Source organism: Nostoc sp. DSM 114161, assembly GCF_052692665.1.
In genome coordinates this window covers 643,081-667,978 of the sequence record NZ_CP195141.1, presented here as the reverse complement: position 1 = coordinate 667,978, position 24,898 = coordinate 643,081, and the positions used below count along the sequence as shown (strand labels likewise).

The following is a 24,898-nucleotide window of genomic DNA, read 5'->3' as shown; positions in this document are numbered from 1 at the left end:
AGGCGATCGCGTTTAAAACCTCACTATAATTGATAGTACAAAGAACCTGGAGATAATAACGATGCAATATCAGGTATTTGTTAGGAGCCAATCGAAAAGCCAATTTGTTGCATCTGTTGTTGGAATGCCAAATATGAAGACTAGGGAAAAGCGGCGAATGAATTGATTCTTTTAGCCGATATTGTTGTTGAATATAAGTGTCTTCAATTAGTTGGCAAACAATAAAATTAGCTTCTCTGGGTTTACCGATCGATTCCACACCACCCCTAAACAAAGTTCAAAAAATTTTAGGCGGTGCGTTACGCTGTGTTAACGCACGCTAGAGGTTTTTACGGAACAATCAACACTGGGCAAGGGGAAAGGTTAATCACGCGAGTGGTAACACTATCAGTTGCTCCCTCTTCAGTCAAGCCTAGCCCCCGACAACCCATGATGATTAAATCCGCCCCGATTTCATCAGCAACATCGCAGATGGTAAAAGCTGGTTTGCCTTGCCTTTCCAAAACTTCAGATTGAATTCCTTGCCCAGAAAATAAAGATTGGGCACTTTGCAGTAGTTTGGCAACTACCTCTGGTGACACCATTGGATCTCCACTAGGCGCATCTGCTGGTGGTTCTTCAACCACAGACAGCAGCACCAAGCGGCTGCCGTACTTTTGAACTATGTTGGTAACTACGTCGGCAGCTTCCCGCGTTTCCCGGCTTTGATCGATTGGAAATAGTACTGTCTTAAACATCTCTATCACCTGGGCACCCCTGACTCCGGTAAAATCTGGATGGTTCTACTTTCAAAACAATAACAAAAAGGCAATCAGGAGAGTTCGCTGTGTCCAAAAAAAGTTTAGCAAGTTTATCTGCGGCTGATATTTCTGGAAAACGCGCTTTGGTGCGGGTTGATTTTAACGTGCCTGTGGACGATGGAGGCAATATCACAGACGATACTCGCATTCGCGCTGCTCTGCCAACTATCCAAGATTTGATCCAGAAGGGAGCTAAGGTGATTCTCGTCAGCCATTTTGGGCGTCCCAAAGGTGTGGATGATAAACTGCGCCTGACACCCGTGGCTAAGCGCCTCTCTGAGTTATTGGGGCAAGAAGTTGTCAAAACTGATGATTCCATTGGCGATGAAGTTGCAGCTAAGGTGGCGGCGCTGGAAAATGGACAAGTGCTGTTACTGGAAAATGTCCGCTTCTACCCAGAAGAAGAGAAAAATAACCCAGAATTTGCCCAAAAATTGGCAGCCAACGCTGATTTTTATGTAAATGATGCTTTTGGTACTGCACACCGCGCCCACGCTTCTACTGAAGGTGTGACTAAATTCCTCAGTCCTTCTGTGGCTGGATATTTGGTTGAGAAGGAATTGGAATATTTGCAAAACGCCATTGAAAATCCCCAGCGTCCTTTGGCTGCAATTATCGGCGGTTCCAAGGTTTCTAGCAAAATTGGTGTGATTGAAACCCTCTTGGAGAAGTGCGACAAGCTAATCATCGGCGGTGGGATGATTTTTACCTTCTATAAAGCCCGTGGTTTGAATGTTGGTAAGTCGTTGGTGGAAGAAGACAAACTAGAATTGGCGAAGTCTTTGGAAGCGAAGGCAAAAGAACGTGGCGTTACCTTCCTGTTACCCACAGATATCGTATCGGCAGATAAATTTGCTCCCGATGCCAATGCGACAACTGTCAGCATTGAGAATATCCCTGCTGATGGTATGGGTTTGGATATCGGCCCGGACTCAGTAAAAGTTTTCCAAGAAGCCCTTGCAGATACCAAAACGGTAATTTGGAACGGGCCAATGGGTGTATTTGAGTTTGATAAGTTTGCAGTAGGTACAGAAGCGATCGCCCGCACTCTTGCTGAAATCGGCAAAACTGGCACAACTACCATCATTGGCGGCGGCGACTCGGTGGCGGCTGTGGAAAAAGTCGGTTTAGCCGAACAAATGAGCCACATTTCCACCGGCGGCGGCGCTAGTTTGGAGTTACTTGAAGGTAAGGTATTACCTGGTATCGCTGCTTTAGATGATGCCTAAGTACAGAAGTAACATGTAACGTCTATATGTTACAGCAATTTTCAGGTAATTAAACCAGAGGATAGGGACGCACACATGTGCGTCTCTAAACTTAATTGTGGACTCAAATCGATGAAAAAGCCTGCTAACTTAAAACCCCTGCTAAACCTAACTTATACGTTAAGTTGGCACCAATGCACATTGCAGTTTTACCGTAGCCTAGAGCAAAAGTATCCTTAAATCTGCCTTCTAATGTCATGCTTTCCCAAGTTGACAGCGTTCTTACACAACATTGACTTGTAGCGTATAAGAAAAATCAGGAACAGTGGTGCTACCAAAGAAAGTTCCGCCATCTTGAGGGAAGAGAGCATATTTACTCACTGAAATGCTGTACGTACCCGCACCCAGGAAAGTGTTGATTAATGACGCAGTGCCACCAGCACCATCATCGTTACTTGTGATTAAAGTCCCAAAAGCGTCAAACAGACCGAGAATTGTATCTCCAGGAGATGTCACTCCAGTGACGATATTCACACTTGCTGCGTTTGCTAAAGAGAATGTATAAAAGTCGAAATCGGGATTACCCCCTGGTTGAATTGTTACTAGTTGGGCTGAAATATCAATGCTTGAGCCTGATGGCAAAGTACCTAACTCTTCAGCAGAGACTATTGTATTGTTTGTACCTTTTCCAGGAAGTTCGCGCTCAAAGTTGAAAAGGAAGTCATTAAACGTGAGGTTGTTTCTTCCCTGCACAACACCTATAATCTCATCTGGCTCTGCTCCTGGTTTGTTTAAGAATATTCGTGTGTCGCTTCCAACAACTTCCAGACGATAGTCCAGTGCATTTCCTTTGAGTTGAATTCGATCTTCGCTAGAGTTGAAGTCAGTAATAATAGCTAAGTCGTTAAAACCAGGATTCGCACTGTTGTTATCGTCGTAGTAAACATTTATAAAGTCCCCCAGGATAAATCTATCTGTCCCAGTCCCACCAGTGAAAGTATCAATTTCGCCTAATCCAGGTGGAAGCGGATTACCGCCAGGAAAACCACCAGCAAAAACACCGATCAGAACGTCATTTCCAGCCCCGCCATTGAGTCTGTCATTGTCCAGTCCGCTTCGGAGTCTATCGTCGCCGTCCTCTCCGTTGAGGGTATCATTGCCACTACCACCGATTAGTGAGTCATCACCTCCTCTTCCGTTGAGAATGTTGTTGCCCGGACTGGTACCGCTTATGGTGTTATTGAGACTATTACCTGTTCCATTGATGGAGCCAGTTCCCGTTAGCGTTAGATTATCTAGATTGGCTCCGAGTGTGTAGCTCACAGAAGACCGGACAGTATCTATGCCTGCATTGGCAGCTTCCGTAATGGTATCAGTAGTACTGTTAATTATGTAAGTGTCATCGCCTAGTCCACCAATTAGGGTGTCAATACCCAAGCCACCATCAATTGTGTCATTGCCATTGTTACCGGATAATCGGTTATTTTGGCTATCACCAACAATGCTGTCACTTGCATTTGTACCAACGATATTATCAAAGTTGATTACGCTAAATGATATTGTTCCCAAACCAGGAACGTTATTGGCAGAGATAGTTTGGGCTTGCAAGTTAACTGTGATAGATACTCCTGGCAAAGATGCAGATGTATCTATGGTGTTGTTGGCAACATTAGCATTGGCAATAACCCTTTCTACTTTAAAAACTTGGTCTTGCCCCAAAGCCCCTTTTTGAATGGTTCCGACACCTGATAAGGTAATGGTTTGATTTAGTTGACTGTAGTCTGCGATATCAAAGCCATCTCCTCCATCAATGCTGTCGTTACCTTGGCTGCCTCGGAAGAAGTCGTTTCCTGCACCGCCGATTAAAGTGTCGTTTCCGTTACCACCGTTTAGAGTGTCGTTCCCTGTACCGCCGTTTAGAGTGTCACTTCCATCTCCACCGTTTAAACTATCGTTCGATGTTCCGCCTGCGAGGGAATCGTTACCAGCTAAACCATTCAATGTATCGTTACCGGAAGTAGTATTGGCATTACCACCACTAGCCCAACCAACTATCGTGTCATTTCCCGAAGTCCCATTTTTCGTCTCAGAACCTGTAGTACCGAAAGTAATTGCCATATCTCTCCTGAATTTATTGCGAATTAAGTAAGTTCAGTGTTAATCAAAGAACTATTCATCAGTTCAATCAAGATTACTGACCATTGCCTAAAGCTAAGTCAGAAAACATTAATTATTTGCTTAGGAAGTTCTAAACAAAAAAAGTATCCAATTACTTATTGTTGGCTGCTCAAAATAGCTCGCTTTCAGTAGCGAGCAAAGGAAATGCCTACTCTATAAAATTAGATAATTTATTTTTTGAAAATCCTAATTAATGACCAGATCGTAAGGAATTAGGTCAAATAATTCGGTTTTTTCAACTTTTTTGAACTTAGATGTAGTAATTTATTTATCATGAAGTATGAGGTTACATAAACTTACTTAGCAAATCTTTAAAATGTTAAGAAATTCAAAAATATTGTTTTTGATTAAAAAATATTATTATATAAATAGCATTTACATACTATACAAATTAATTGAGATATGCATATATCGAAATCGAGCGATCGCTTCAGGCTTCTGTTAATTATTTTTTGAATTAAGTAGCTCAACTAAAAAAGTAAGACGTAGATGTAAATAAATGTAGGGTGTGTTATGCCGTAGGCTAACGCATCTCGATAGACTGAGGTGCGTTGTCGCAAAGCGCAACGCACCCTACTATTGTTTTATGTTTAATTAAGTTGACCTACTTATATGAATTTTGAATTTTGAATTCCCCAAAAGGGTTAACTCTCTACTAAGGCGTTGCTTCCTGTGTCGGCGTCGGTGTAGGAGTAGGGGTTTCTGTGGGAGTTGGCGTCGGTGTTTCTGTGGGGGTTGGTGTCAGGGTGGGTGTAGGCGTAGGAGTTTCCGTAGGCGTTGGTGTCGGAGTTTCCGTAGGCGTGGGAGTTTCCGCTGTGATGGTGAGTTGATAGTCTATTGGTTTCGATGCTGTGGAAACAACAACAAACTCATAAAAACCGTTTTCTGGTAATTTAGTTGATAAAGTACGCCGTGTAGAATCTTCTAAAAATTTAATTTTGCCAGTGGGTGAATATACTGAGAATAAAACTTGGGAATTTGCTTGTAGCTTTAATTCTAAAGATTGTTCTTTGGCAAGTTCAGCAATAAAAACTTTACCGCCACCAGTTTCCAGAGTACCGCTGACTGTTTTGGTAATAGCACCTGGATCGAAGGCAAGTTTTTGGAAAGCGCTACCGGCAAGGATAGCACTAAGTTTATCACTCACAAATGCGTACCAAACTTGTCCAATGGGCTGTCCTGTAAAGTTTTTACCTCTTTGGTCAGGGAATACGCTTAAAAAAGCTGCATCTCCCAAATCGTACAAAGAACGACTACCAACGTTGATGCGGTTGACTTCTACTTTCCAGCGATCGCGTTCCGCACTCGTATAAGTTCCCAATTGGCGACGCGAGTTTGAACTCAGTAGTGCGAGCTTTTCCAGCAATTCTGAAGCTGTTTTATCCCATTGTGCCCGCAAACTCTCGTCTTCGGAACCATTGCTGAGAGTTTGTCCCCGTAAACTGGGATTTCTATCCCAAAAAACTTGATTCACTAAGTTAATGTAAAACTTCTCATCAATACCCAACTGTTGGCGGCGATCGCTTAATTGTTGTTTGCGCTGGCGTTCGGCTGGCGAGTATTGCGCTAAGGGATCGACTGGTTGGTTACTCGTTGGAATTGGGCTAGCTGTAGGGCTAGGTTCAACTTCCCCTTTATTGCGGTTGCTACTTACTCCCCAGAAAATTAATCCAGCAGTAGTAACTGCTACTAGTGCAGCCAGAAAGGTTTTGGTTGGCGTCCAGAAACTTGTGGGTTGAGGGGATGAGGGAGGTGAAGAGTATGTAGCTTGAGCTTCCCGCAGGCTAGGAGATGAAGGGGGTGGAGGGGAGACAGCAACGGTGGCGGATGTAGGTTCTGGTGGAGTTGGGGTAGGATATTGGGTAGGCGGATAGTTGACTGGAGGCGGGTTCAGGACTTGGAGTACTTGACGGGCTGATTGATAGCGATCGCCTGGTCTGACGGATAGCATTTTATCTAATGCTTGTCCTAAAAGGGGACTCAGGGTGACTTCTCGTCGCCATTGCCAGGTTAAATTATAAGTATCAATTAGTTCTTGCGGTAGTTTACCTGTCAGTAAAACCAACATGGTGGCAGCTAAAGCATACAAGTCGCTGTGGGGAGATACCAACCCCGTTTGCATCTGTTCCGGGGGAGCAAATCCTACTTTACCTAATAGGGTTGGTGATGGGGAAGAAGCGGCTACACCAGGTTGGTAATATTGAGAAGCTACAGTTGCTACTACTTGTTTAACACCGCCGAAATCAATTAATACTGGTAATTGGTCAACGCTGCGAAGTATTAAGTTATCTGGAGAAATATCTCGATGAATTACGCCTAGTGAGTGGATATACTCCAATACTGGCAGAATTTGTAGTAATAATTGGCGAACTTCAGCTTCTGTAAAGCGTAAACCTTGCTTGGTTCGAGCATTTAACAACGAGTTGTAAGTTTCCCCTTCTACATAATCTTGCACCAAAAACAGATATTCTCTGCCCTGTAAATTAGTGCGAAGCAGTTCTCGGAAGCGGGGAATTTGGGGATGTTGCAGCTGATAGAGAACACTTGCTTCTCTTTGAAAAAGTTCTTCAGCTTTTTCGACAACGTAGGCGGTTTGGACTTGGGGAGAAAATTCCTTTAAAACACAAAGTTCGCGGAAACGGTTAACATCTTCAGCTAAATAAGTGCGTCCAAAGCCACCTTGACCGAGTTGACGCACAATCACATAGCGATCGCCTAAAGTTAATCCTGCTTGTATACCATAACTCATAGGCGTATCCAATTTTTCACCACACTGGAAACAAAAACGACTACCTGGGGAATTTTCATGTCCCTTAGAACAATATAATTTAGTCATTAGTAATTAGTCATTAGTCATTAGTTATTCTCCGCATCCCCAGTCCCTTTAATTCCCAGATTTTACTTTATCAATTCGATCGGCTGCGAGGGCATACCAAATTTGACCGAAAGTTTGCTGATTGAGTTTCGCACGGTCTTGGTCGGGAAACAAGCGATCGAATTTTTCATTCGTTTCTTTGTTCAAGCGATCGATTGTATAGTCTCGGAATTCTCCAGCTCGCGCTTGCCGTCTCCATCTTTCATAATCTTGTGTAGTGTAAGTTCCTAGTTTGCGACGCGCTGCTGTACTGAGGTTAGCTTGTTCTACTTTATTCAATAAGTCATCAGCAATACTGTACCACTCATCTCGCAAACGAGCATCTTCAGCTTTAGATGTCAGGCTGCGTCCCTTTAATTGGGAGTTTTTTGTATAAAAAATATCATCTACGAAGCGAGTAAAAAATCCTTCGCTAATTTGTAGCTGTTGGCGGCGACTGATAATTTCTTGGAGTTTGCGATTTGTGCCGCGATCGCTCGCTGGTTTCCCCGCAGGATTGGGTAATTGGGGAATTTGCGGTAAGGAAATAGATGGAATAGTAATTGATGATACGCTACGAATGACTGCATTTACTACCGCCCAAGCACCCGCACCAGTTAAAACTACTAAAGCTGTACCCCCTAAACTCATCACAAAAGGACGAATCCAAAGCGGGAAAGATGCTGGTTTAGCGATCGCTTGAGTTCTATTTTGGAATCTACTGATAATAGCGCTGGCGCGTTGTCTTCCCGGAGCAACTACCATCGTCTTAATTTTGGTAACATAATTTGCTGGAGGTTTAGTTGCATTTGGCGATGGTAAATCTTTGAGAATTTGCTCGGCTCGTTGATAGCGATCGCTCGGTTTATAAGCCAGCATCTTTTTTAACACCGACTCCAGTTTGGGACTCACTTGGATTTGCTTGCCCCAGTACCAAATTCCCTGATAGCTGTCGTATAATTTTTGCGGTTCTTGCCCCGTTAGTAAAACTAATGCAGTTACAGCAAGAGAGTATAGATCGCTACTTAAAAATACTTTGCCTTGGCGTAGTTGTTCCTCTGGAGCGTAACCTTTTTTACCCAGCAAGGTGTTATTCCCAACCAACTGAGTGCGCCAAAAACCTTGAGAAGCTGGCAATTGTTTGACGCCACCAAAATCAATCAATACTGGTAGATTATCGGAACGCCGCCAAATCAAATTATCGGGAGAGATATCGCGGTGAACTACATCTCGCGAGTGGATGTAGTGTAATACAGGTAAGATTTGTTGCAGTAAAGTAATTACTTCCTCTTCACTAAAGGCTTTGCCTTGACTGCGACGTTGTTCTAATAATTGGTCAAAATTGTCACCATCTACATAATCTTGGACTAAAAAGAAAAAATCTTTACTACCTATTTTTACTTGTAGCGAACTGTGAAAACGCGGAATTTGAGAATGCTGGAGTTTTTTGAGGACATTGGCTTCTCTCTCAAATAACTCTTTGGCTTTTTGTAAATCTTGTTTTTCTTGTACTTGGGGTGCAAATTCTTTCAGCACACAGGTTTGATGGGATTTCTTATCTTCCGCCAAATAAGTGCGTCCAAAGCCGCCTTGTCCCAGTTGACGTAGGATTTGATAGCGATTATCTATAACCTGTCCCACAGCGAGAGGTAACGGTTCGCCGCAATGGGTACAAAAGCGGTTACCATTATCGTTCGTGTGTTGTTTGCTGCAATGTACCTGCATGATGCCCAAGTATTTAAGGTTTTATTTAATGACTACAACGTGCGTACAGTTGTTTTCGGATATCTTATCAAACGTTAGCGTTAGGGTGTTGCTATCCTGAGGAATATGGTTTTGTATACTTATGTAATATGTTAATCCGCTTTGATTTTTGAACTCCTACAGCGTCAGTATAAACGCAATTAATCGTGTCTGTACAAAAGTAGCAAATAAACAATTACCACTTTCAAGGCGTAGGTAGTTTTTTCAACAATTAAATAGGAGTTGTATAACTTAAAAAGTAAAAAGTAGCGAGTTAAAAGTAAAAAAACGATAAATTTAATATTTGTTTTTATTTTTGCCTTTGAGCTTTTTACTTGCAAGTAACGGTGTTGGTTCTATTTTTAGGATAAAAACAAGCATCATGAATTGCAAATCACAAAGCCAGCGAGTAATTAAAGAATTTGAGAATTTTCTTTCTACCCCCCTAGAAACGCAGCTGCAACGACATCTCACCACCCATTCATCATTTTTAGCTTTATTTCATGATGTAGCGGCTAATGTACCCGCATACAAGGCTTTTTTAGCAGAAAGAGAAATTAATCCGGCGAATATTAAAACCTTGGAGGACTTTCAAAAACTCCCAGCGATCGCTAAAGAAAATTATATACTGCGTTATCCCTTAGCTGACTTGTGCCGCAACGGACAATTGGAAAGCTGCGATATGATAGCCGCTTCCTCTGGTTCTAGTGGGAAACCAACATTTTGGCCTCGTTTTTTTACAGATGAACTCCAAATCGCCACGCGTTTTGAACAGATTTTTCACGATAGTTTTTATACAGACACTAGACGTACTCTAGCTGTGATTTGTTTCACTTTAGGTACTTGGGTAGGTGGAATGTTCACCACCAATTGCTGTCGTTATCTTGCTAGTAAAGGTTATCCTCTGACTGTAATTACTCCTGGGAATAATAAAGAAGAAATATTGCGAGTTGTGCAAGAATTAGGTTCTGCTTTCGAGCAAGTAGTACTTTTGGGATACCCGCCATTTTTAAAAGATGTCATTGATACTGGAATTGCTCGTGGTGTGGAGTGGGAGCAATATAAAATTAAATTTGTGATGGCGGGAGAAGTATTCAGCGAAGAATGGCGGAGTTTGGTTGGTAAACGAGTTGGTTCGCAAAATCCCTGCTATGATTTTGCATCGCTTTACGGTACTGCGGATGCAGGAGTTTTGGGCAATGAAACGCCGTTAAGTATTTGTATTCGCCGTTTCTTGGCAGAAAATCCCGATGCATCTAGAACTTTATTTGGCGAATCGCGTTTACCAACATTGGTGCAGTACGATCCTTGCAGTCGCTTTTTTGAAGTTCGAGATGGCGCATTGCTATTTTCTGGAGACAACGGTATTCCTTTGGTGCGTTATGACATTTTAGATACTGGCGGCATAATTAGTTATGAAGCCATGCTGGAATTTTTAGCAGAGTGGGGATTCGATCCTGTTGTAGAGTTACAGAATCAGAATTCACAATTCAGAATTCAGAATTCAGCTAGAGGTATTCACTCATTACCTTTCGTTTATGTTTTTGGTCGTTCTAACTTTACAGTTTCCTACTTTGGGGCGAATATCTATCCAGAAAATGTGACGGTAGGATTAGAACAACCAGCGATTCAAGAATGGGTGACGGGTAAGTTTGTGTTGCAAGTGAAAGAAGACGCAGACAAAAACCGATTTTTATCTGTGGTTGTGGAATTAGCACCAGGGGTAGAAGGTAGTGAAGCTCAAAGAGAAGCGATCGCATCTTCCATTCTTTCACAACTGCTACGCCTCAATAGTGAGTTTGCTAATTATGTTCCCCCAGAATATCAAACACCGCAAGTTACATTAGCCGCAATGGGTGATGCTGAATATTTCCCCATTGGGGTGAAACATCGTTATACCCGCAAATAGAGTAAAGAGCCACTTATCGCACTAGAAAAACAACTGCTATCTTCTAACGAAGAAAATTAATTTCACTAGGTGGCTCTTTTTTCATCGGAATAGATTTTTTCCAGCTAAACAGACATACGCAGTGCTGATTATTTGGCGTTGCTGAATTATGGGATGAAACCCCAACTATTGAAATCTTAAACTCCTTATTCTCTCTGCGCCCACCGAAGTTCAGATCGGCGGAAGCCGCCGCTCCGACTTCTCTCTGCGCCTCTGCGTGTTAGCGTAGCGGGGCGTAGCCCGATAAATCATCCCGCAATTATGCAACGCCGATTATTTTTTAAATACCCGCGCCATCTAGAAACTGCTGTATTGCTTTATCTCTGAGGCTACACACAGGAGCATTCTCTGATATTTCAGTTTCCTTAGAAGCTACAGAACCTGCAAATACAGGGGTTTTTCCATTTGAAAAATGAATATTCTGAAGATTTTGTATTTGTTCTTCTAACAATTCAATCCGATTTACTAAAGCGCGAATTACTTCCGCTTCTGAGTCTGGCAAATTATTGTGTTCTAATGGGGCAACTCTCACTCCAGAACGATACACAATACGACCGGGTACCCCTACTACAGTGCAGTCAGAAGGGACATCCCTGAGGACAACTGACCCAGCGCCGATACGGACGTTATTGCCAATCTGGATATTTCCCAGGACTTTCGCTCCCGCACCGACTACAACATTTTCACCCAATGTAGGATGGCGCTTACCGCATTGTTTACCAGTTCCCCCAAGGGTAACGCCTTGATAAATTAGCGCATAGTCTCCCACGATCGCAGTTTCACCAATTACTACACCCATACCGTGGTCGATGAACACACCATACCCAATTGTTGCACCTGGGTGGATTTCAATTCCAGTCAAAAACCGGGCCAAGTGAGAAATCAGGCGGGGGATAAAAGGAAGACCAACATTATCAAGCCAGTGAGCCAGCCTATGCAATAACAGGGCTTGTAAGCCAGGGTAACAAAATAAAACTTCTAACCAGTTACGGGCAGCCGGGTCACGTTCAAATATGATACGAAAGTCAGCACTCAGAGTAGATAGCACGAGATAGTACCCTCGGAAAGCACAACAAGCTACTATCCCATATTATCGTCTCAGGTGTTGCAGAAAAAATGGGGCATTGGGTATAGGGCATTGGGCATAGGGAAAGGGGTAAAGGGAAAAGGGGAAAGATTAAATTCCCTTTAACCTTTAACCTTTTCCCCTGCCTCTAAGGTCTTTATCACTGCTGCTCCACTGTCAGAGTATAATCACGCTTCATTCCAGGATTAAATGTGCCTACCCAAATTTTGTAGGTGCCTTTTTTCCAGTTGCCGTCGCTAACACTAGCATCTTTACTTTTACCAGTATCATCACCGCAACGAATAGTCGCTTTATCCGGGCCTTGGATAAGTAAAGTCGTATCGTTGTTGTTGCTATCAATCTGTACTGTCAACTGGGAAAAGTCATTTTCCAAATTCATAATGTGATCTGGATTCGGATCGGCAAAACCGATACAGGCTTTCTGTTCGCGATCGCGGTTACTAATAGCAGACAATGAATAAGAACCACCTGTAAATCCCTGCACTTTTCCTTGTGTTGGCTCGAAATTTTTTGACAGTGTAAAAGTACCAAAATTTACTGTTTCTGCTATTACCGGAGTAGCTGCTAAAGCAGCAACTATAGCTAAGAGCCAGCCGCCACAATACTGAGGTCGGGGGCAACGGTATTTCATAGTAGCCCTCCAACAGGCTTTGAAAATAGTAGTGATATATACATATTCTAGTTAATAAATTACAGTGAATTTTCTATTAGATGTGCCACATTCAAATGTGCCACAAGTGATGTCTTTAAACGCACGCAGGTAGTTGCTAGTTATTATCTCAACCAAACAGCATCCACAATTTTTAAAGTTAAAGAAAGTGCAGAGAATTAAATAATTTTTAACTTTCTGCACTTTGAATTTGTGTGAAAATTTCAGGAATTATTTAGTTGGAAAAAGACGCCGCCTTTGAGCGCTTCTGTGTTAGTTCCGTAACTACTCACTGTAAGCGATCGCAGGTTGTTAAAAAACGGTTTTCCTAAAACTTCTGCTAACTTGAGAATTGGAATTTGACGCTCTAATAAATCCTGACTTTTTGTCCAATCAAGATAGATATACCCTTCGCTAGACTTAGGAAGGGCAGCAATACTATCTTGAAACTTAGGATTATTAATTAAGGAATTTTCCTTGGCTGTGAAAATTTCATCCATTGTCTCAAGATCGGAGGTAAAAATTTCATAATTTCCTAAATTTGTATGCGCTCCTCGCACTTTTGTTTCAATGGTAAATGATGCTCGGTTTTTGTCATTGGCTTTTTTACTAGCTGTACTTAACTCTGTCCAAGCATAAATTTTTTGGTTGTCTATGTTCAGAGGACTGATGGTAAGTCCATTCGATGAAGCGATCGCATCTAAACGTGCTACGCCTTGTTCTACACCCTCGGATTTCTCAGCTACAAAAATCCAATGGGGGTTTGTTTGCTCTTGAGGTAACAATCCTATGGCATATTCTCCCTCTACCCAACTGAAAACATCTTTTGGCAAATTTATTCCCCAGCGTTTTTGAGCATCACCTAAAGGTTTTAATAACTGAGAAACCACATCTTCTTGAGAACCATATATAGTTGCTGTTGTTTGTTTCCAAAGTTTGGCTACATTACTGTTACTCAAATTACTTAAATTTGACCCAGCAATTGCTAAACCTGCCGATGAGGGAATATATTGCAATGCTCCTACAGGTTTAGTTAGTGGAGGTGATGGAGAAGCAATTTCTGATGAACTCAAAAAGGCTGTTTCTGCTACCAATCCTTTGGGTTTCAACAATAGAGAAATGATTTCACTGTCATATGTTTGTTCTGCTAATTCTAATCCTTGCCATTTTGCCACGATGGGAAGATTCAAGAAAGCTACACCTATACTACCTTTGGCTAGTTCTTTGGTAGCTTTTTGATATTCAAAGGAGCTAGTCAAATTCAAATCGGGAGCTTGGACGTTATTGATAGCCTCCCGCAGCACTTTGGGATCGTTAGCAAACAACACAAAACCTTGCCCAACTACCGCACCAGCTAAATTATTTTGGATTGTAGATTGTGGATTTGGGATTTTATTTTCTGCGATCGCTTGCTGATTGTCAGATATTAGCTTTATGCCTTTGTATTCTTCAACATTTAAGTTTGCCCCAGCTAAGGCTCGTTTGGAAAATAACAACTCGACAAACTCGCGAGTTTTTTCCGGTTCCTTGGTTGCAAGTGCCAAAAGATACCCTGGCTGCTGTCCATTTTCTGGGTCGCGATCGATATCTAGGGTCGTGATAGCCAGTGTAATTTCGTTACCTAGCCAGGGTTTAATATCTTGTTGATAATCGATGCCACTCTTAGCTAAGAAACTAGTTTTGAGTTTAGATAGTTCCCCTTCACGCTCAAACGCTTGCAAATTATCAGGATTTGTCAGTAATGACACTATTACAGGGGAAAGTTTTGATACGAATATTGTTGCACCAGGCTGGGAGTTAGGGGCAATGAGGCTAGCCGGATTTTTAGGAAAAAACCAGTAGAAGCCTGCGATCGCAATGGCTAACACTGCGATCGCACCAGCTATGATAAAACCGATGAATGGGCGTTGTCTATTCACATTAAACCTATTAAAAAAGATAGTTCACAGCCATTTAAGCAGAAACCCTAGCCCATTGATGAAGAGGACGCCCAGGGACATAAATCACCAAAAAAGCTAAGAATCCAAATTTCGCTATCTGTCCGTACCTTTTATATTCCAATATTCCTGCATTCTTCTTTTAAGCTAATACGCATTTAACTTGCATATTGTTGATTTTGGAGAAAAAGCCTCAATCCTTCTCCCCTGCCCCTCTGCTCAAGAGCTATCTAAATGTGCAAATTAGGTGCTTAACAGCTTATCCTCGTGTCCCCGCGTCCTATCCTAGAGGAGTATTCTTGGGAATCAATGCTCATGCCAAGGCAGAGATTTTCTGTCAACATTAAGTAAATTACAATTGTCCACAAAAATTTCATGACAGAGAACTCTTTTAGTCAGCCCATTGCCCACATAAGTGTAGAGGAACTAGCACAACGTCTTGCTTCAGGCGATTCAAGCATACAGCTAGTAGATGTACGCGAACCACAAGAATTGGCGATCGCTAGAATTGAGGGCTTTGTTAATTTACCCTTAAGTGAATTTCCCGAATGGGGAGATCGAGTACCTACTCTCTTCAATCCGCAAGCTGAAACACTTGTGCTTTGTCACCACGGTATCCGTTCTGCTCAGATGTGTCAGTGGTTAATTGCTCAAGGATTCACCAACGTACAAAATATTTCAGGCGGTATTGATGCCTACTCTAAATTAGTAGACTCTTCAATTCCCCAGTATTAACTTTTGAACTTATAGATTACTTCAGATGGGACTTACTCTTCCATCTAGCTTTTGCTATTGTCAAATCAGTCGTCAATCCATTTGGGACTTTATATAGGGTAGACATTATGTCAGTTTTTTAAGCCCTAATATAGCAGCGATGACCCAAAAAATACGTATTCGATAATACTGTTCGCAATATTATACTTGTGCAAAAATACGGTTATAAAGCTATGAACTTGTAGATTAAGATAGTCGCTCTTTATAGCAAAAAATGAAGTTATGTTTGCAGCATTTCAACCGTGTTCTACGCAGACCTCAAAAATATCTATCACAATATAATTGTATAATCTATTAAATTAATTAATTATTAATAATCTTTGTTTAGGATCGAATCCTCAAATTTTTTTTCAAGTTTGATTAAAATTTGCACTCGGCAAAGCATACCCTATGGAAGTCCAGTTGACAAATCGGCAACAGCATATACTTTGGGCTACGGTACGTCACTACATTGCCACGGCAGAGCCTGTTGGTTCAAAGGCTTTGATCGAGGAGTACGATTTGGGTGTTAGCTCAGCAACAATTCGCAACGTTATGGGTGTTTTAGAAAAGTCTGGGTTACTTTACCAACCGCACACCTCTGCCGGACGAGTACCTTCAGACTCCGGATATCGCATTTATGTTGACCAGCTAATTACACCTTTTCTTCGAGACGCCACGCGAACAGAAACTTTAGCAAAAGAAGTAGAGGTGGCGTTGCAAAAGCGCCTACATTGGGAAAATTGGAGTTTAGAAACTTTACTCCAAGGAGCTGCACAAATTTTAGCAACCTTGAGTGGCTGCATTAGCTTGATTACCATGCCTCAAACCACTACGGCGTTAGTGCGACATCTACAATTAGTGCAAATTGAAGCCGGAAAAATCATGCTGATTGTAGTGACTGATGGTTATGAAACACATTCCAAATTGATGGATTTGTCGCCAGTACCAGAGGAAACACAACGCGAATCAGAAGTAATAGATCGCGAATTGCAAATTGTTTCCAACTTTTTGAATAGTCACTTACGAGGGCGGAGTTTGTTGGAATTAGCCTCTCTCGACTGGAGTCAATTAGATCGAGAATTCCAACGCTACGGTGAATTTCTCAAAACTTCAGTTGCGGAATTAACTCGCCGCACTTTTGCGCCCACTGCCACACAAATTATGGTTAGAGGCGTTGCAGAAGTTTTGCGTCAGCCGGAATTTTCACAATCACAGCAAGTGCAAACAATTATCCACCTGCTGGAAGAAGAACAAGACCAGCTATGGCGATTAATATTTGAGGAACCAGAGCCAGAAGATTTAGGGAAATCAAAGGTAACGGTTCGCATTGGTGCAGAAAATCCCTTAGAACCGATACGTACTTGTAGCTTGATTTCTTCCACCTATCGCCGAGGCTCAATACCAGTAGGAAGCGTAGGAGTTTTGGGGCCTACGCGGCTAGATTATGAAAGTGCGATCGCTGTTGTAGCTGCTGCTGCTGATTACCTTTCAGAAGCTTTCAGTTAAATTACACAGATTATGGTCAGAAAAATTGCCTTTGGGTTACTGTGGTTGGGATTGATTGTTTATGCATTTTTTCTTTCTCCTCCTCAACAACCAGGCACATTCGAGTTGATTAAAAACCTTTCTCTTGCCCAATGGCAGGGTATAAATCCATTAATAATAGCCCTATTCAATCTGATGGGCGTTTGGCCTATTATTTACAGCGCAGTAGTCTTTATCGATGGTAGAGGGCAAAAAATACCTGCTTGGCTATTTGCGATACCTTCTTTTGCGGTTGGTGCTTTTGCCATACTGCCCTACCTAGCTCTTAGGGAACCAAATCAAAAGTTTATCGGTCAAAAGACTACTTTCGTCAAGCTGCTAGATTCTCGCGTAACTGGTTTTGTTCTCACCGTAGCTGCCTTTATTTTAGTTGCCTATGGTTTAACTGGAGCAGATTGGACAGACTTTATCCAACAGTGGCAAACTAGCCGCTTCATCCATATAATGAGCCTAGATTTCTGTTTACTTTGCCTATTATTTCCCACATTAGTAGGAGATGATATGGCGCGTCGTGGTTGGGAAAATCCTCAAATACCTTGGCTAACAGCGTTAATACCCTTATTCGGGCCATTGATTTACCTATGTGTGCGTCCGCCTCTACCAGAAGTTGGTGCAGAGACTATACCCACTAAGCAACCAACCCCGAATTAAACAACTCGTAAACAAATTTAAGGCTTTCTATGCGTCTGGCGTATCCGTGCATCAGAGCATAATCATCATTTAAATGCTTTTTAAGCAGCTATTATTGCAACAGTTGACAAGTAGATTAAAACAGAAGCTAATTGTCAAACTCATATACCAAGCGACTTTTAAGTCTGTTTTTCATTGGCTGCTCTTCGGTACACATAGGAATTGAGTTAAACCTGCAATTTTTCACTACGCTGGGGGTGCGTAAATTCTAACAGGGCTTACGCAAAAATAGCCAACTTCGCTTAATTTATCGAACCGCCAAGACGCCTTCTCTACGAGAGGCTTCCGCCAACGCGTTCGCGTAGCGTCTCGTAGAGAAGAACGCCAAGAGTTCGTAGAGTTTGCGTAAGTCCTATCTAAGAAAAAATTTTTTCTCAAAATACTTTACAAAACTCAATATTATGTTTTAAGATATGTAACAAGGTAGTCAAACCTACCTAATTAATTTCCACATAAACAACCGCACTTATAAAACAATGACAGCAACCATTCAACGTCGCGAAAGCGCCAACGTATGGGAGCGGTTTGCAAACTGGATTACCAGCACCAACAACCGCCTGTACATCGGCTGGTTCGGCGTCCTAATGATCCCCACCCTGCTAGCCGCCACCGCCTGCTTCGTAATCGCCTTCATCGCAGCACCACCAGTAGACATCGATGGTATCCGCGAACCAGTAGCAGGTTCATTACTCTACGGAAACAACATCATCTCCGGTGCAGTAGTACCTTCTTCTAACGCAATTGGTTTGCACTTCTACCCAATTTGGGAAGCAGCATCTTTAGATGAATGGCTCTACAACGGCGGCCCTTACCAGTTGGTAATCTTCCACTTCCTAATCGGCGTATTCTGCTACTTAGGTCGTGAGTGGGAACTATCTTACCGCTTGGGAATGCGTCCTTGGATCTGCCTAGCGTTCTCTGCGCCAGTAGCAGCAGCAACCGCAGTATTCTTGATTTACCCCATCGGTCAAGGTTCCTTCTCTGACGGTATGCCCTTGGGAATCTCCGGAACCTTCAACTTCATGATCGTGTTCCAAGCAGAGCACAACATCCTGATGCACCCCTTCCACATGTTGGGTGTGGCTGGTGTATTCGGCGGAAGTTTATTCTCCGCAATGCACGGTTCTCTGGTAACTTCTTCCTTGGTTCGTGAAACAACCGAAAGCGAATCTCAAAACTACGGTTACAAGTTCGGTCAAGAAGAAGAAACCTACAACATCGTTGCAGCACACGGTTACTTCGGTCGCTTGATCTTCCAATACGCTTCCTTCAACAACAGCCGTTCCTTGCACTTCTTCCTAGCTGCATGGCCTGTAATCGGCATCTGGTTCACCGCTTTGGGTGTAAGCACAATGGCGTTCAACCTCAATGGTTTCAACTTCAACCAATCCATCATCGACTCTCAAGGTCGCGTAATCAACACCTGGGCTGACATCATCAACCGCGCTAACCTGGGTATGGAAGTAATGCACGAGCGTAACGCTCACAACTTCCCCTTAGACTTGGCTGCAAGTGATGTTGCTCCTGTTGCTCTGAGCGCTCCTGCTATCAACGGTTAATCATCAAGTCTAGTTAAATCGAAAACGCTCTCTGGAAACAGAGGGCGTTTTTGTCGATTTTTTTCATTTGAAAAGTTTCTTTTACAAAAACTCCAATGCCATTTTGGATTTTAGATTTCTAGAGTGAAGATAAAGTGCGCTAGCGATCTAAAATTACACTGTGAATCGGCAAACAAGAAGCAAATAAGTTCCGTGTATGAAGCGTCAAAGCTCTATTTTTTCACTGATTTTAGTATTGTTGGCTACATTTCTCATTAGTTGTGGCGGGCCCGGTGTCGCAGTTGCACCTCCAACGTACACTGCAACCCAAATTGCGGAAATTAAGGAATACGTTCCCGAAATTCAAGCTGTACGCGATCGCTCACAAGAGTTGAAAACCCTGATCCAAAGACAAGATTGGATTAACGTGAGCAACTTTATACACGGCCCGATAACAGAAGCAAGGTTGAACTTGACTTATGTCACTCCCCACCTTCTACCCAAAGACCAAAATACAGCACGTCAAATAACGCGAGATTTATTTAACCACTTGGTTAAAGTCAATCAAGGCGCTTCCTCTAGTAACGCTCAACTTGCATTGAGTAACTCCGAAGCTGCTTTCGCAGATATTGACAAATTCCTCCAGTTGCTTCCTGAGGAAAGCACTCAATAGAAGGGCAGGGGAGCAGGGGAGGCAGAGGAGGCAGGGGGAGATTAGAAAAAAGTTTCCCATTTTTTCCTTTTCTCCCACGCTCCCTGCTTGCCCTATGCCTATGCCCTTCATTTCAAACAAGCAATGAGTCATGTAGTCATTATCGGTTGTGGTGTAGTTGGGGCTGCGATCGCCTATGAACTCAGTCAAGTAAAAGGGCTAAAAATCACAGTTTTCGACCAACAACCACCAGCACAAGCTTCTACGGGTGCTGCACTTGGTGTTTTGATGGGCGCAATCAGTCAAAAAATCAAGGGCAAGGCTTGGCAAATGCGACAAACTAGCATCCAACGCTATGAAACTTTGATTCCAGAATTAGAAGCTTTAACAAATCGTAAAATTCCTTTTAACCGCCAAGGAATTCTCATGCTGTTGTCCAATCCCACCGAGGAAATTTCAGTATGGGAAAAGTTATTAGAAAGTCGGCACTCTCAAGGCTGGCGGTTAGAGATTTGGGATACTGCTAAACTCAAAAATATCTGTCCTCAGGTAGATGACGAAAAAATTACTGGCGCTGTCTATTCTCCGCAAGACCGTCAACTCGATCCAACTGCACTGACATTAGCTTTAGTTGAAGCTGCTGGGCATAATGGTGTGACTTTCAAATTTGGGGTGGCTGTTTTAGATAGTCAAACCTCAACATCTGAATCTTCGCTCAAATGTTGCGATCGCCTTGAAACTACAGAAGGAAAAATAGCCGCTGATTGGTTTGTAGTCGCAGCAGGATTAGGTTCAACGCCACTCACGGCAAAATTAAACCAGCAGATTGATATCCGCCCAGTTTTAGGACAGGCGTTACAAGTACGTGTAGGGCATCCATTAGGCAATCCTGACTTCCAGCCAGCAATTACAGGTAACGATGTCCATATTGTTCCTGTGGGTGGTGGAGATTATTGGCTGGGTGCAACAGTAGAATTTCCGATGGACGGTGATAACATACCGCCGAATCAGCAACTGCTGGAATCTGTGAGAGAACAAGCGATCGCATTTTGCCCAGAATTAGCTAAAGCAAGTATTCTCCGCACTTGGTCTGGATTACGCCCTCGTCCTGAAGGACGCCCAGCCCCAGTCATTGGTAAGTTACCAGGATTTAGTAACGTCCTGTTAGCAACTGGACACTATCGCAACGGCGTTTTATTGGCACCCGCCACAGCATATGCAATTCGTGAGATGATTATTCCTCAGGGAGTGGGGCATGGGGCATAGGGAGCAGAGGGGGCAGGGGAAAAGGTTAAAGGTTAAAGGGAAAAGGAATAAATTTAATCTTTCCCTTTTTCCCTGGTTGGCGATTGCCTGTCCTGAGCTTTGTCGTTGGCGAAGGCTCTCGTAGAGAAGGGTCGAACCATACCCCTTTCCCCGTGCCCAATGCCCAATGCCCAATTCCCAATGCCCAATTTATAAGAAAAATAGCGTGTCAATAACAGAACATAAGATAACTGTAAATTCACTTGAATGGTTTTATCGTGAATCTTTACCAATCGGCAGAACTGACTTAACGCCAGTATTGTTACTACACGGCTTAGTTTCACAAAGTTACAGCTGGCGTCATATTATACCTGCTTTGGCTAATCAAGGTACGAGAGCGATCGCCCCAGATTGGATTGGTTATGGCTTTTCTGGAAAACCAGAAAAACGAGATTTTGCTTACACTCCTGATGCTTTTATCACAGCTTTAGAAGGATTTATCAAAGCACTAGAACTCGAACATTTTTCTTTAGTTGTACAAGGTTTTTTAGGTTCTGTAGGACTACAATATGCTTTGCGTCACCCAGAACAAATTGCTAATCTAGCTATCTTAAATACACCAATTTCAACGACTGCCAAATTACCCTGGAAAATTAAACAAATGGGTTTACCTTTGGCTGGTGAAGTCATGACCCAAGACCCACTGCTAGTTGACCGAACCCTAGAAGGTGGTAGCCGTTATCGCATCGAAGATCGCGATTTAGATGTCTATCGAAAACCATTTTTAACAACTTCTGCATCCGGTCGGAGTTTGTTAGCAAGTATCCGCAATTTACAACTTGATTCAGCAATGACAGAAATCGAATCAGGTTTTAAAGAATGGCAACAGCCAATTCTCATCCAATGGGGTACTATCGATCCTTGGTTACCTGTAGACATTGCAGAAAATTTTGCTAATTCGGTATCCAATGCAGAGTTAATAAAACTTAATAACGTCGGACATTATCCTCAAGAACATTACCATGAGACTATTTTAGAAGACCTTTTACCCTTTGTGCGTCGTAAAGAGGCTCATTGAGAATATACCTCAGGCAAAAATCGATAATATAAAAGAATTCAGAATTAGTTACTGGAGAATTCCAAGTGACCACTAATTTTACTCCACTAAATGGAACATTGAGTGGCAAAATTCAAATCTTCTTTATTTTTAAAACTCCACCCTTTCAAGGAGGAGTATTCTGAATTTTGCCTGCTTTTTATGACCGCTAAAAATGCATCACAACCACACTGATGGAGATTAGAATTTATGGCTTATTCATGGTTTAAAGCATTTCATATTGTCGGGTTTGTAGTTTGGTTCGCCGGTTTATTCTACCTAGTACGTCTTTTTATTTATCACGTTGAAGCGAACCTTGAACCCGAACCAGCGCGAACCATACTGAAAAATCAGTATCAAATTATGGAAAAGCGCCTCTACCATATCATCACTAACCCAGGAATGTATGTAACGATCGCAATGGCCATTGGTTTAATAACCACTGAACCAGAAGTGTTAAAAGAGGGCTGGTTGCATATAAAACTGCTGTTTGTAGCCATTCTAATAGGCTATCATCATTACTGCGCTCGTCTGATAAAGAAGTTAGCGGCGGATCAATGTGCCTGGAGTAGTCAGCAATTACGGGCGTTAAATGAAGCACCGACAGTTATGTTGGTGGCGATCGTATTACTGGCTATATTTAAAAATAATCTACCAACAGATATAGCTGCCTGGGGTATTTTTGCCATGATTATTTTGATGGCAGTTACTATTCAACTTTATGCCAAAAAACGTAGGCAGGATAAAGAGAAGTTGACGGCACAGATAGGGCAAATTCCACAAGAACAAAGTTAGACAAAATGGTCTGGGATATCTAATTTACCCAAATTTTAGATTTTAAATTTGGGATTTTGGGTTGATGGTTCAAAATCCCAAATTTAAAATGTTTAAAAGCAATATGTTGCAGGCAACAGGCTTAAATGTCTCTTAATGTCAGTTTCTAAGATCGGTTTATGTCCTAACCTAGCTAGCAACTGCTATAAAAACTACTTCAATAAATCATCTCCAGGAATGACTGTAGTGTAAAAGACATAATTTTTATTAGCTACATAGCGACGGTCTTGTTTAATTATTGACATAAACTCTCGATGTCCCTCGCGCCTACGTCCTACTAAACAACCTGCACTAGCATTTTTGATATCATTTACAGGAGCATCATAACCGTAGTGTTGATTTACCAAGAAAAGACCTGTATCTAGTTTGTCACCAGTCCGTTGAAAATCTTTATTAAAATCTCGGTGAACGGTGATAGGTGCAACTTGGATCAATGCTTCGTGAGGTTCTGAATTGCCGTGTATGCCAACAGACCAAGCTTTGTATTGGCCAAATTTAATTCTGGCTGCACCTCCGGGATTCATTGGGTTATAAGTATAGTGGCTGCCTGGTTCTGTGGTGGCTTGCCAGTGATTTACAATTTTAGGAACACCATCTACTACTTCAATCACAATACGGCGATCGTTGAATTGATTCGGTGTATCTTTGTTGAGAGTCCAGTCTTCATTGACTCCTTCTAAATAAACAATGTTGTATTCTTTGGGATTAGTAGATATCTGATAATTTTTTGCCTGCATATATTTGATAATCTTGCTGGCAATGTCATTACCAAGTTTTAAAGGAGGTTTAGGAAGTTCCTCTGGCTTAGTTTGAATTAGTTCTTTGGCGGTGACTGGGCCTAAATAGTCAGTTTCCCCAATTTTCATTAATTCTTGAAATTTTTTCAGGGCTGCGGCTGATACTGGCCCAAATTTATCATCGGCTGGAGGGTCGAGTAAACCCAAGCCAATTAACAGTATTTGAATTTGACGAGTTAATTCTGGATCTTTAGCGATCGCCTCGAATCCCCATTTTTCATCTTTTCCTAAGAAATCTTGTAGTTTCATAATGCACCTGGCTTTATTGACTTATTTCTAAGTATAAACATCATTTTCAGGATTGGTCTTGTTTGAAACTATACTTTTGTGATTAATAGAAAGTTAAATTTTTTACTATTAATTTATGATTTACATACAAAAATTTATATAATTTTACTTAAGTCAAAATTGAATGCCGTTTAATATTTATACTTGGTGGTGGTTGGATTTACAAAAATACAAAACTTAACTTCAGACTAATTTCTGAAGCATATAATATCAAAAAATTTTTGTATAAAAATAATTTTTCGTATAAAAAGTTGCCAATTTCTATATAAGTGGAGTAACTTTGTCATAACAAAAAAGTCAAAGTTACTCTTAGGTATTTAACAAAATGGCAAATAAAATACTACTTAGTCTGCTAGATTTAAAACCAGAATATCAAAGGCTTTGGGATAGCTGCGAAATCAGGCCAGATAAACTCAGCAGCACTCAAAGCATAGTTACGAAAATCAGTGCAAGTCGCCCTCGTTACGAAGGATTACAACAAAAAATCAATGTACCTTGGTACTTTGTTGCAGTCATCCATAATATGGAATCTTCCCTGAACTTTAACAAACATCTGCATAACGGCGATTCACTAAAAAAACGCACCGTCAACGAACCATCGGGCAGACCGCTAACCGACCCCATCAACGGCTGGCAAGTGGGATATACCTGGGAAGAAAGCGCCATCGATGCTCTGACAATGAAAGAATTTGACCGAGTAAAAGATTGGAGTTTGCCAGCACAGCTTTGGCAACTAGAAAGATACAACGGTGTTGGTTATAGGAAATACCACCCAGAAGTTCTCACACCTTACTTGTGGTCGGGGACTAACCACTACAGCAAAGGCAAGTATGTAGCTGATGGCAAATGGGATGCTAATGCAGTTTCTGAGCAAATTGGTATAGCAGCTTTGCTAAAAGTTTTAGTAAAAGAAGCAAATATTAACATTCAAGAGGATGTGGCGATCGCGTGAGGGAGACACGAAGAGCTACAGTGCACACACAAGTCTTCTAAAGTTGCGCCGCAGACTTACGATCCCCCCAATCCACGCCAGTCGCTCATGGAGAGCAACTG

General features: G+C 42.0%; 19 protein-coding genes. 11 read left to right on the top strand and 8 right to left on the bottom strand.

Annotated features, from left to right (window positions below; translation table 11 throughout):
- Positions 1–329 precede the first annotated feature (329 nt).
- On the bottom strand, positions 330–737 hold the full coding sequence (locus NSTC745_RS02965) for a universal stress protein (protein ID WP_096536662.1): 408 nt from the start codon (positions 735–737) through the stop codon (positions 330–332).
- 89 nt (positions 738–826) lie between these two features.
- Here NSTC745_RS02965 and NSTC745_RS02960 point away from each other — a divergent pair, with 89 nt between their 5' ends.
- Positions 827–2,029 carry a phosphoglycerate kinase gene (locus tag NSTC745_RS02960; RefSeq protein WP_445635814.1) on the top strand — a complete coding sequence of 401 codons (1,203 nt, stop codon included), beginning with the start codon at positions 827–829 and terminating at the stop codon, positions 2,027–2,029.
- 261 nt (positions 2,030–2,290) lie between these two features.
- On the opposite strand, the gene NSTC745_RS02955 is transcribed toward NSTC745_RS02960, so the two are convergent.
- The 3 genes from NSTC745_RS02955 to NSTC745_RS02945 form a co-directional block, all read right to left on the bottom strand.
- Complete coding sequence (locus tag NSTC745_RS02955; RefSeq protein WP_445635813.1) at positions 2,291–4,126, bottom strand: hypothetical protein; 1,836 nt, start codon at positions 4,124–4,126, stop codon at positions 2,291–2,293.
- 715 nt (positions 4,127–4,841) lie between these two features.
- A complete protein-coding gene (locus tag NSTC745_RS02950) occupies positions 4,842–7,022 on the bottom strand; it encodes a protein kinase domain-containing protein (RefSeq protein ID WP_445635812.1) in 2,181 nt (726 codons plus the stop codon).
- Between the two features lie 48 nt (positions 7,023–7,070).
- Positions 7,071–8,765 carry a protein kinase domain-containing protein gene (locus NSTC745_RS02945; RefSeq protein WP_445635811.1) on the bottom strand — a complete coding sequence of 565 codons (1,695 nt, stop codon included), beginning with the start codon at positions 8,763–8,765 and terminating at the stop codon, positions 7,071–7,073.
- A gap of 400 nt (positions 8,766–9,165) precedes the next feature.
- On the opposite strand from NSTC745_RS02945, the gene NSTC745_RS02940 reads away from it, so the two are divergent.
- Entirely contained in the window at positions 9,166–10,692 is a 1,527-nt protein-coding gene (locus NSTC745_RS02940) for a phenylacetate--CoA ligase family protein (protein ID WP_445635810.1), read from the top strand.
- A 319-nt stretch (positions 10,693–11,011) separates the two neighbouring features.
- Here NSTC745_RS02940 and cysE read toward each other — a convergent pair whose 3' ends face one another.
- The 3 genes from cysE to NSTC745_RS02925 all read right to left on the bottom strand — a co-directional run bounded on the left by cysE (position 11,012) and on the right by NSTC745_RS02925 (position 14,386).
- Positions 11,012–11,779: a serine O-acetyltransferase gene (gene cysE, locus NSTC745_RS02935; RefSeq protein WP_445635809.1), complete on the bottom strand. Its 768-nt coding sequence runs from the start codon at positions 11,777–11,779 to the stop codon at positions 11,012–11,014.
- Positions 11,780–11,957: 178 nt separating this feature from the next.
- On the bottom strand, positions 11,958–12,449 hold the full coding sequence (locus tag NSTC745_RS02930) for a hypothetical protein (protein WP_445635808.1): 492 nt from the start codon (positions 12,447–12,449) through the stop codon (positions 11,958–11,960).
- A gap of 242 nt (positions 12,450–12,691) precedes the next feature.
- Positions 12,692–14,386, bottom strand: coding sequence for a DUF3352 domain-containing protein (locus NSTC745_RS02925; protein ID WP_445635807.1), 1,695 nt, complete (start codon positions 14,384–14,386; stop codon positions 12,692–12,694).
- Between the two features lie 393 nt (positions 14,387–14,779).
- Between NSTC745_RS02925 and NSTC745_RS02920 the strand changes: the two genes are divergently transcribed.
- The 8 genes from NSTC745_RS02920 to hemJ all read left to right on the top strand — a co-directional run bounded on the left by NSTC745_RS02920 (position 14,780) and on the right by hemJ (position 22,721).
- On the top strand, positions 14,780–15,139 hold the full coding sequence (locus tag NSTC745_RS02920; protein WP_445635806.1) for a rhodanese-like domain-containing protein: 360 nt from the start codon (positions 14,780–14,782) through the stop codon (positions 15,137–15,139).
- Positions 15,140–15,568: 429 nt separating this feature from the next.
- Positions 15,569–16,666 (top strand): heat-inducible transcriptional repressor HrcA, encoded by a 1,098-nt coding sequence (gene hrcA / locus NSTC745_RS02915; protein WP_445635805.1) that lies wholly within the window; start codon positions 15,569–15,571, stop codon positions 16,664–16,666.
- A 12-nt stretch (positions 16,667–16,678) separates the two neighbouring features.
- Complete coding sequence (locus NSTC745_RS02910) at positions 16,679–17,356, top strand: DUF2834 domain-containing protein (RefSeq protein WP_445635804.1); 678 nt, start codon at positions 16,679–16,681, stop codon at positions 17,354–17,356.
- A 515-nt stretch (positions 17,357–17,871) separates the two neighbouring features.
- Positions 17,872–18,954 (top strand): photosystem II q(b) protein, encoded by a 1,083-nt coding sequence (gene psbA, locus NSTC745_RS02905; protein WP_445635803.1) that lies wholly within the window; start codon positions 17,872–17,874, stop codon positions 18,952–18,954.
- Positions 18,955–19,150: 196 nt separating this feature from the next.
- On the top strand, positions 19,151–19,606 hold the full coding sequence (gene psbQ / locus NSTC745_RS02900) for a photosystem II protein PsbQ (protein ID WP_445635802.1): 456 nt from the start codon (positions 19,151–19,153) through the stop codon (positions 19,604–19,606).
- 123 nt (positions 19,607–19,729) lie between these two features.
- Complete coding sequence (locus tag NSTC745_RS02895; RefSeq protein ID WP_445635801.1) at positions 19,730–20,851, top strand: NAD(P)/FAD-dependent oxidoreductase; 1,122 nt, start codon at positions 19,730–19,732, stop codon at positions 20,849–20,851.
- Between the two features lie 205 nt (positions 20,852–21,056).
- A complete protein-coding gene (locus NSTC745_RS02890) occupies positions 21,057–21,908 on the top strand; it encodes an alpha/beta fold hydrolase (RefSeq protein WP_445635800.1) in 852 nt (283 codons plus the stop codon).
- A 228-nt stretch (positions 21,909–22,136) separates the two neighbouring features.
- A complete protein-coding gene (gene hemJ / locus NSTC745_RS02885; RefSeq protein WP_445635799.1) occupies positions 22,137–22,721 on the top strand; it encodes a protoporphyrinogen oxidase HemJ in 585 nt (194 codons plus the stop codon).
- A 191-nt stretch (positions 22,722–22,912) separates the two neighbouring features.
- Here hemJ and NSTC745_RS02880 read toward each other — a convergent pair whose 3' ends face one another.
- A complete protein-coding gene (locus tag NSTC745_RS02880) occupies positions 22,913–23,806 on the bottom strand; it encodes a peptidoglycan-binding domain-containing protein (protein WP_445635798.1) in 894 nt (297 codons plus the stop codon).
- Between the two features lie 364 nt (positions 23,807–24,170).
- Here NSTC745_RS02880 and NSTC745_RS02875 point away from each other — a divergent pair, with 364 nt between their 5' ends.
- A complete protein-coding gene (locus NSTC745_RS02875) occupies positions 24,171–24,797 on the top strand; it encodes a hypothetical protein (RefSeq protein ID WP_445635797.1) in 627 nt (208 codons plus the stop codon).
- Positions 24,798–24,898: the final 101 nt, after the last annotated feature.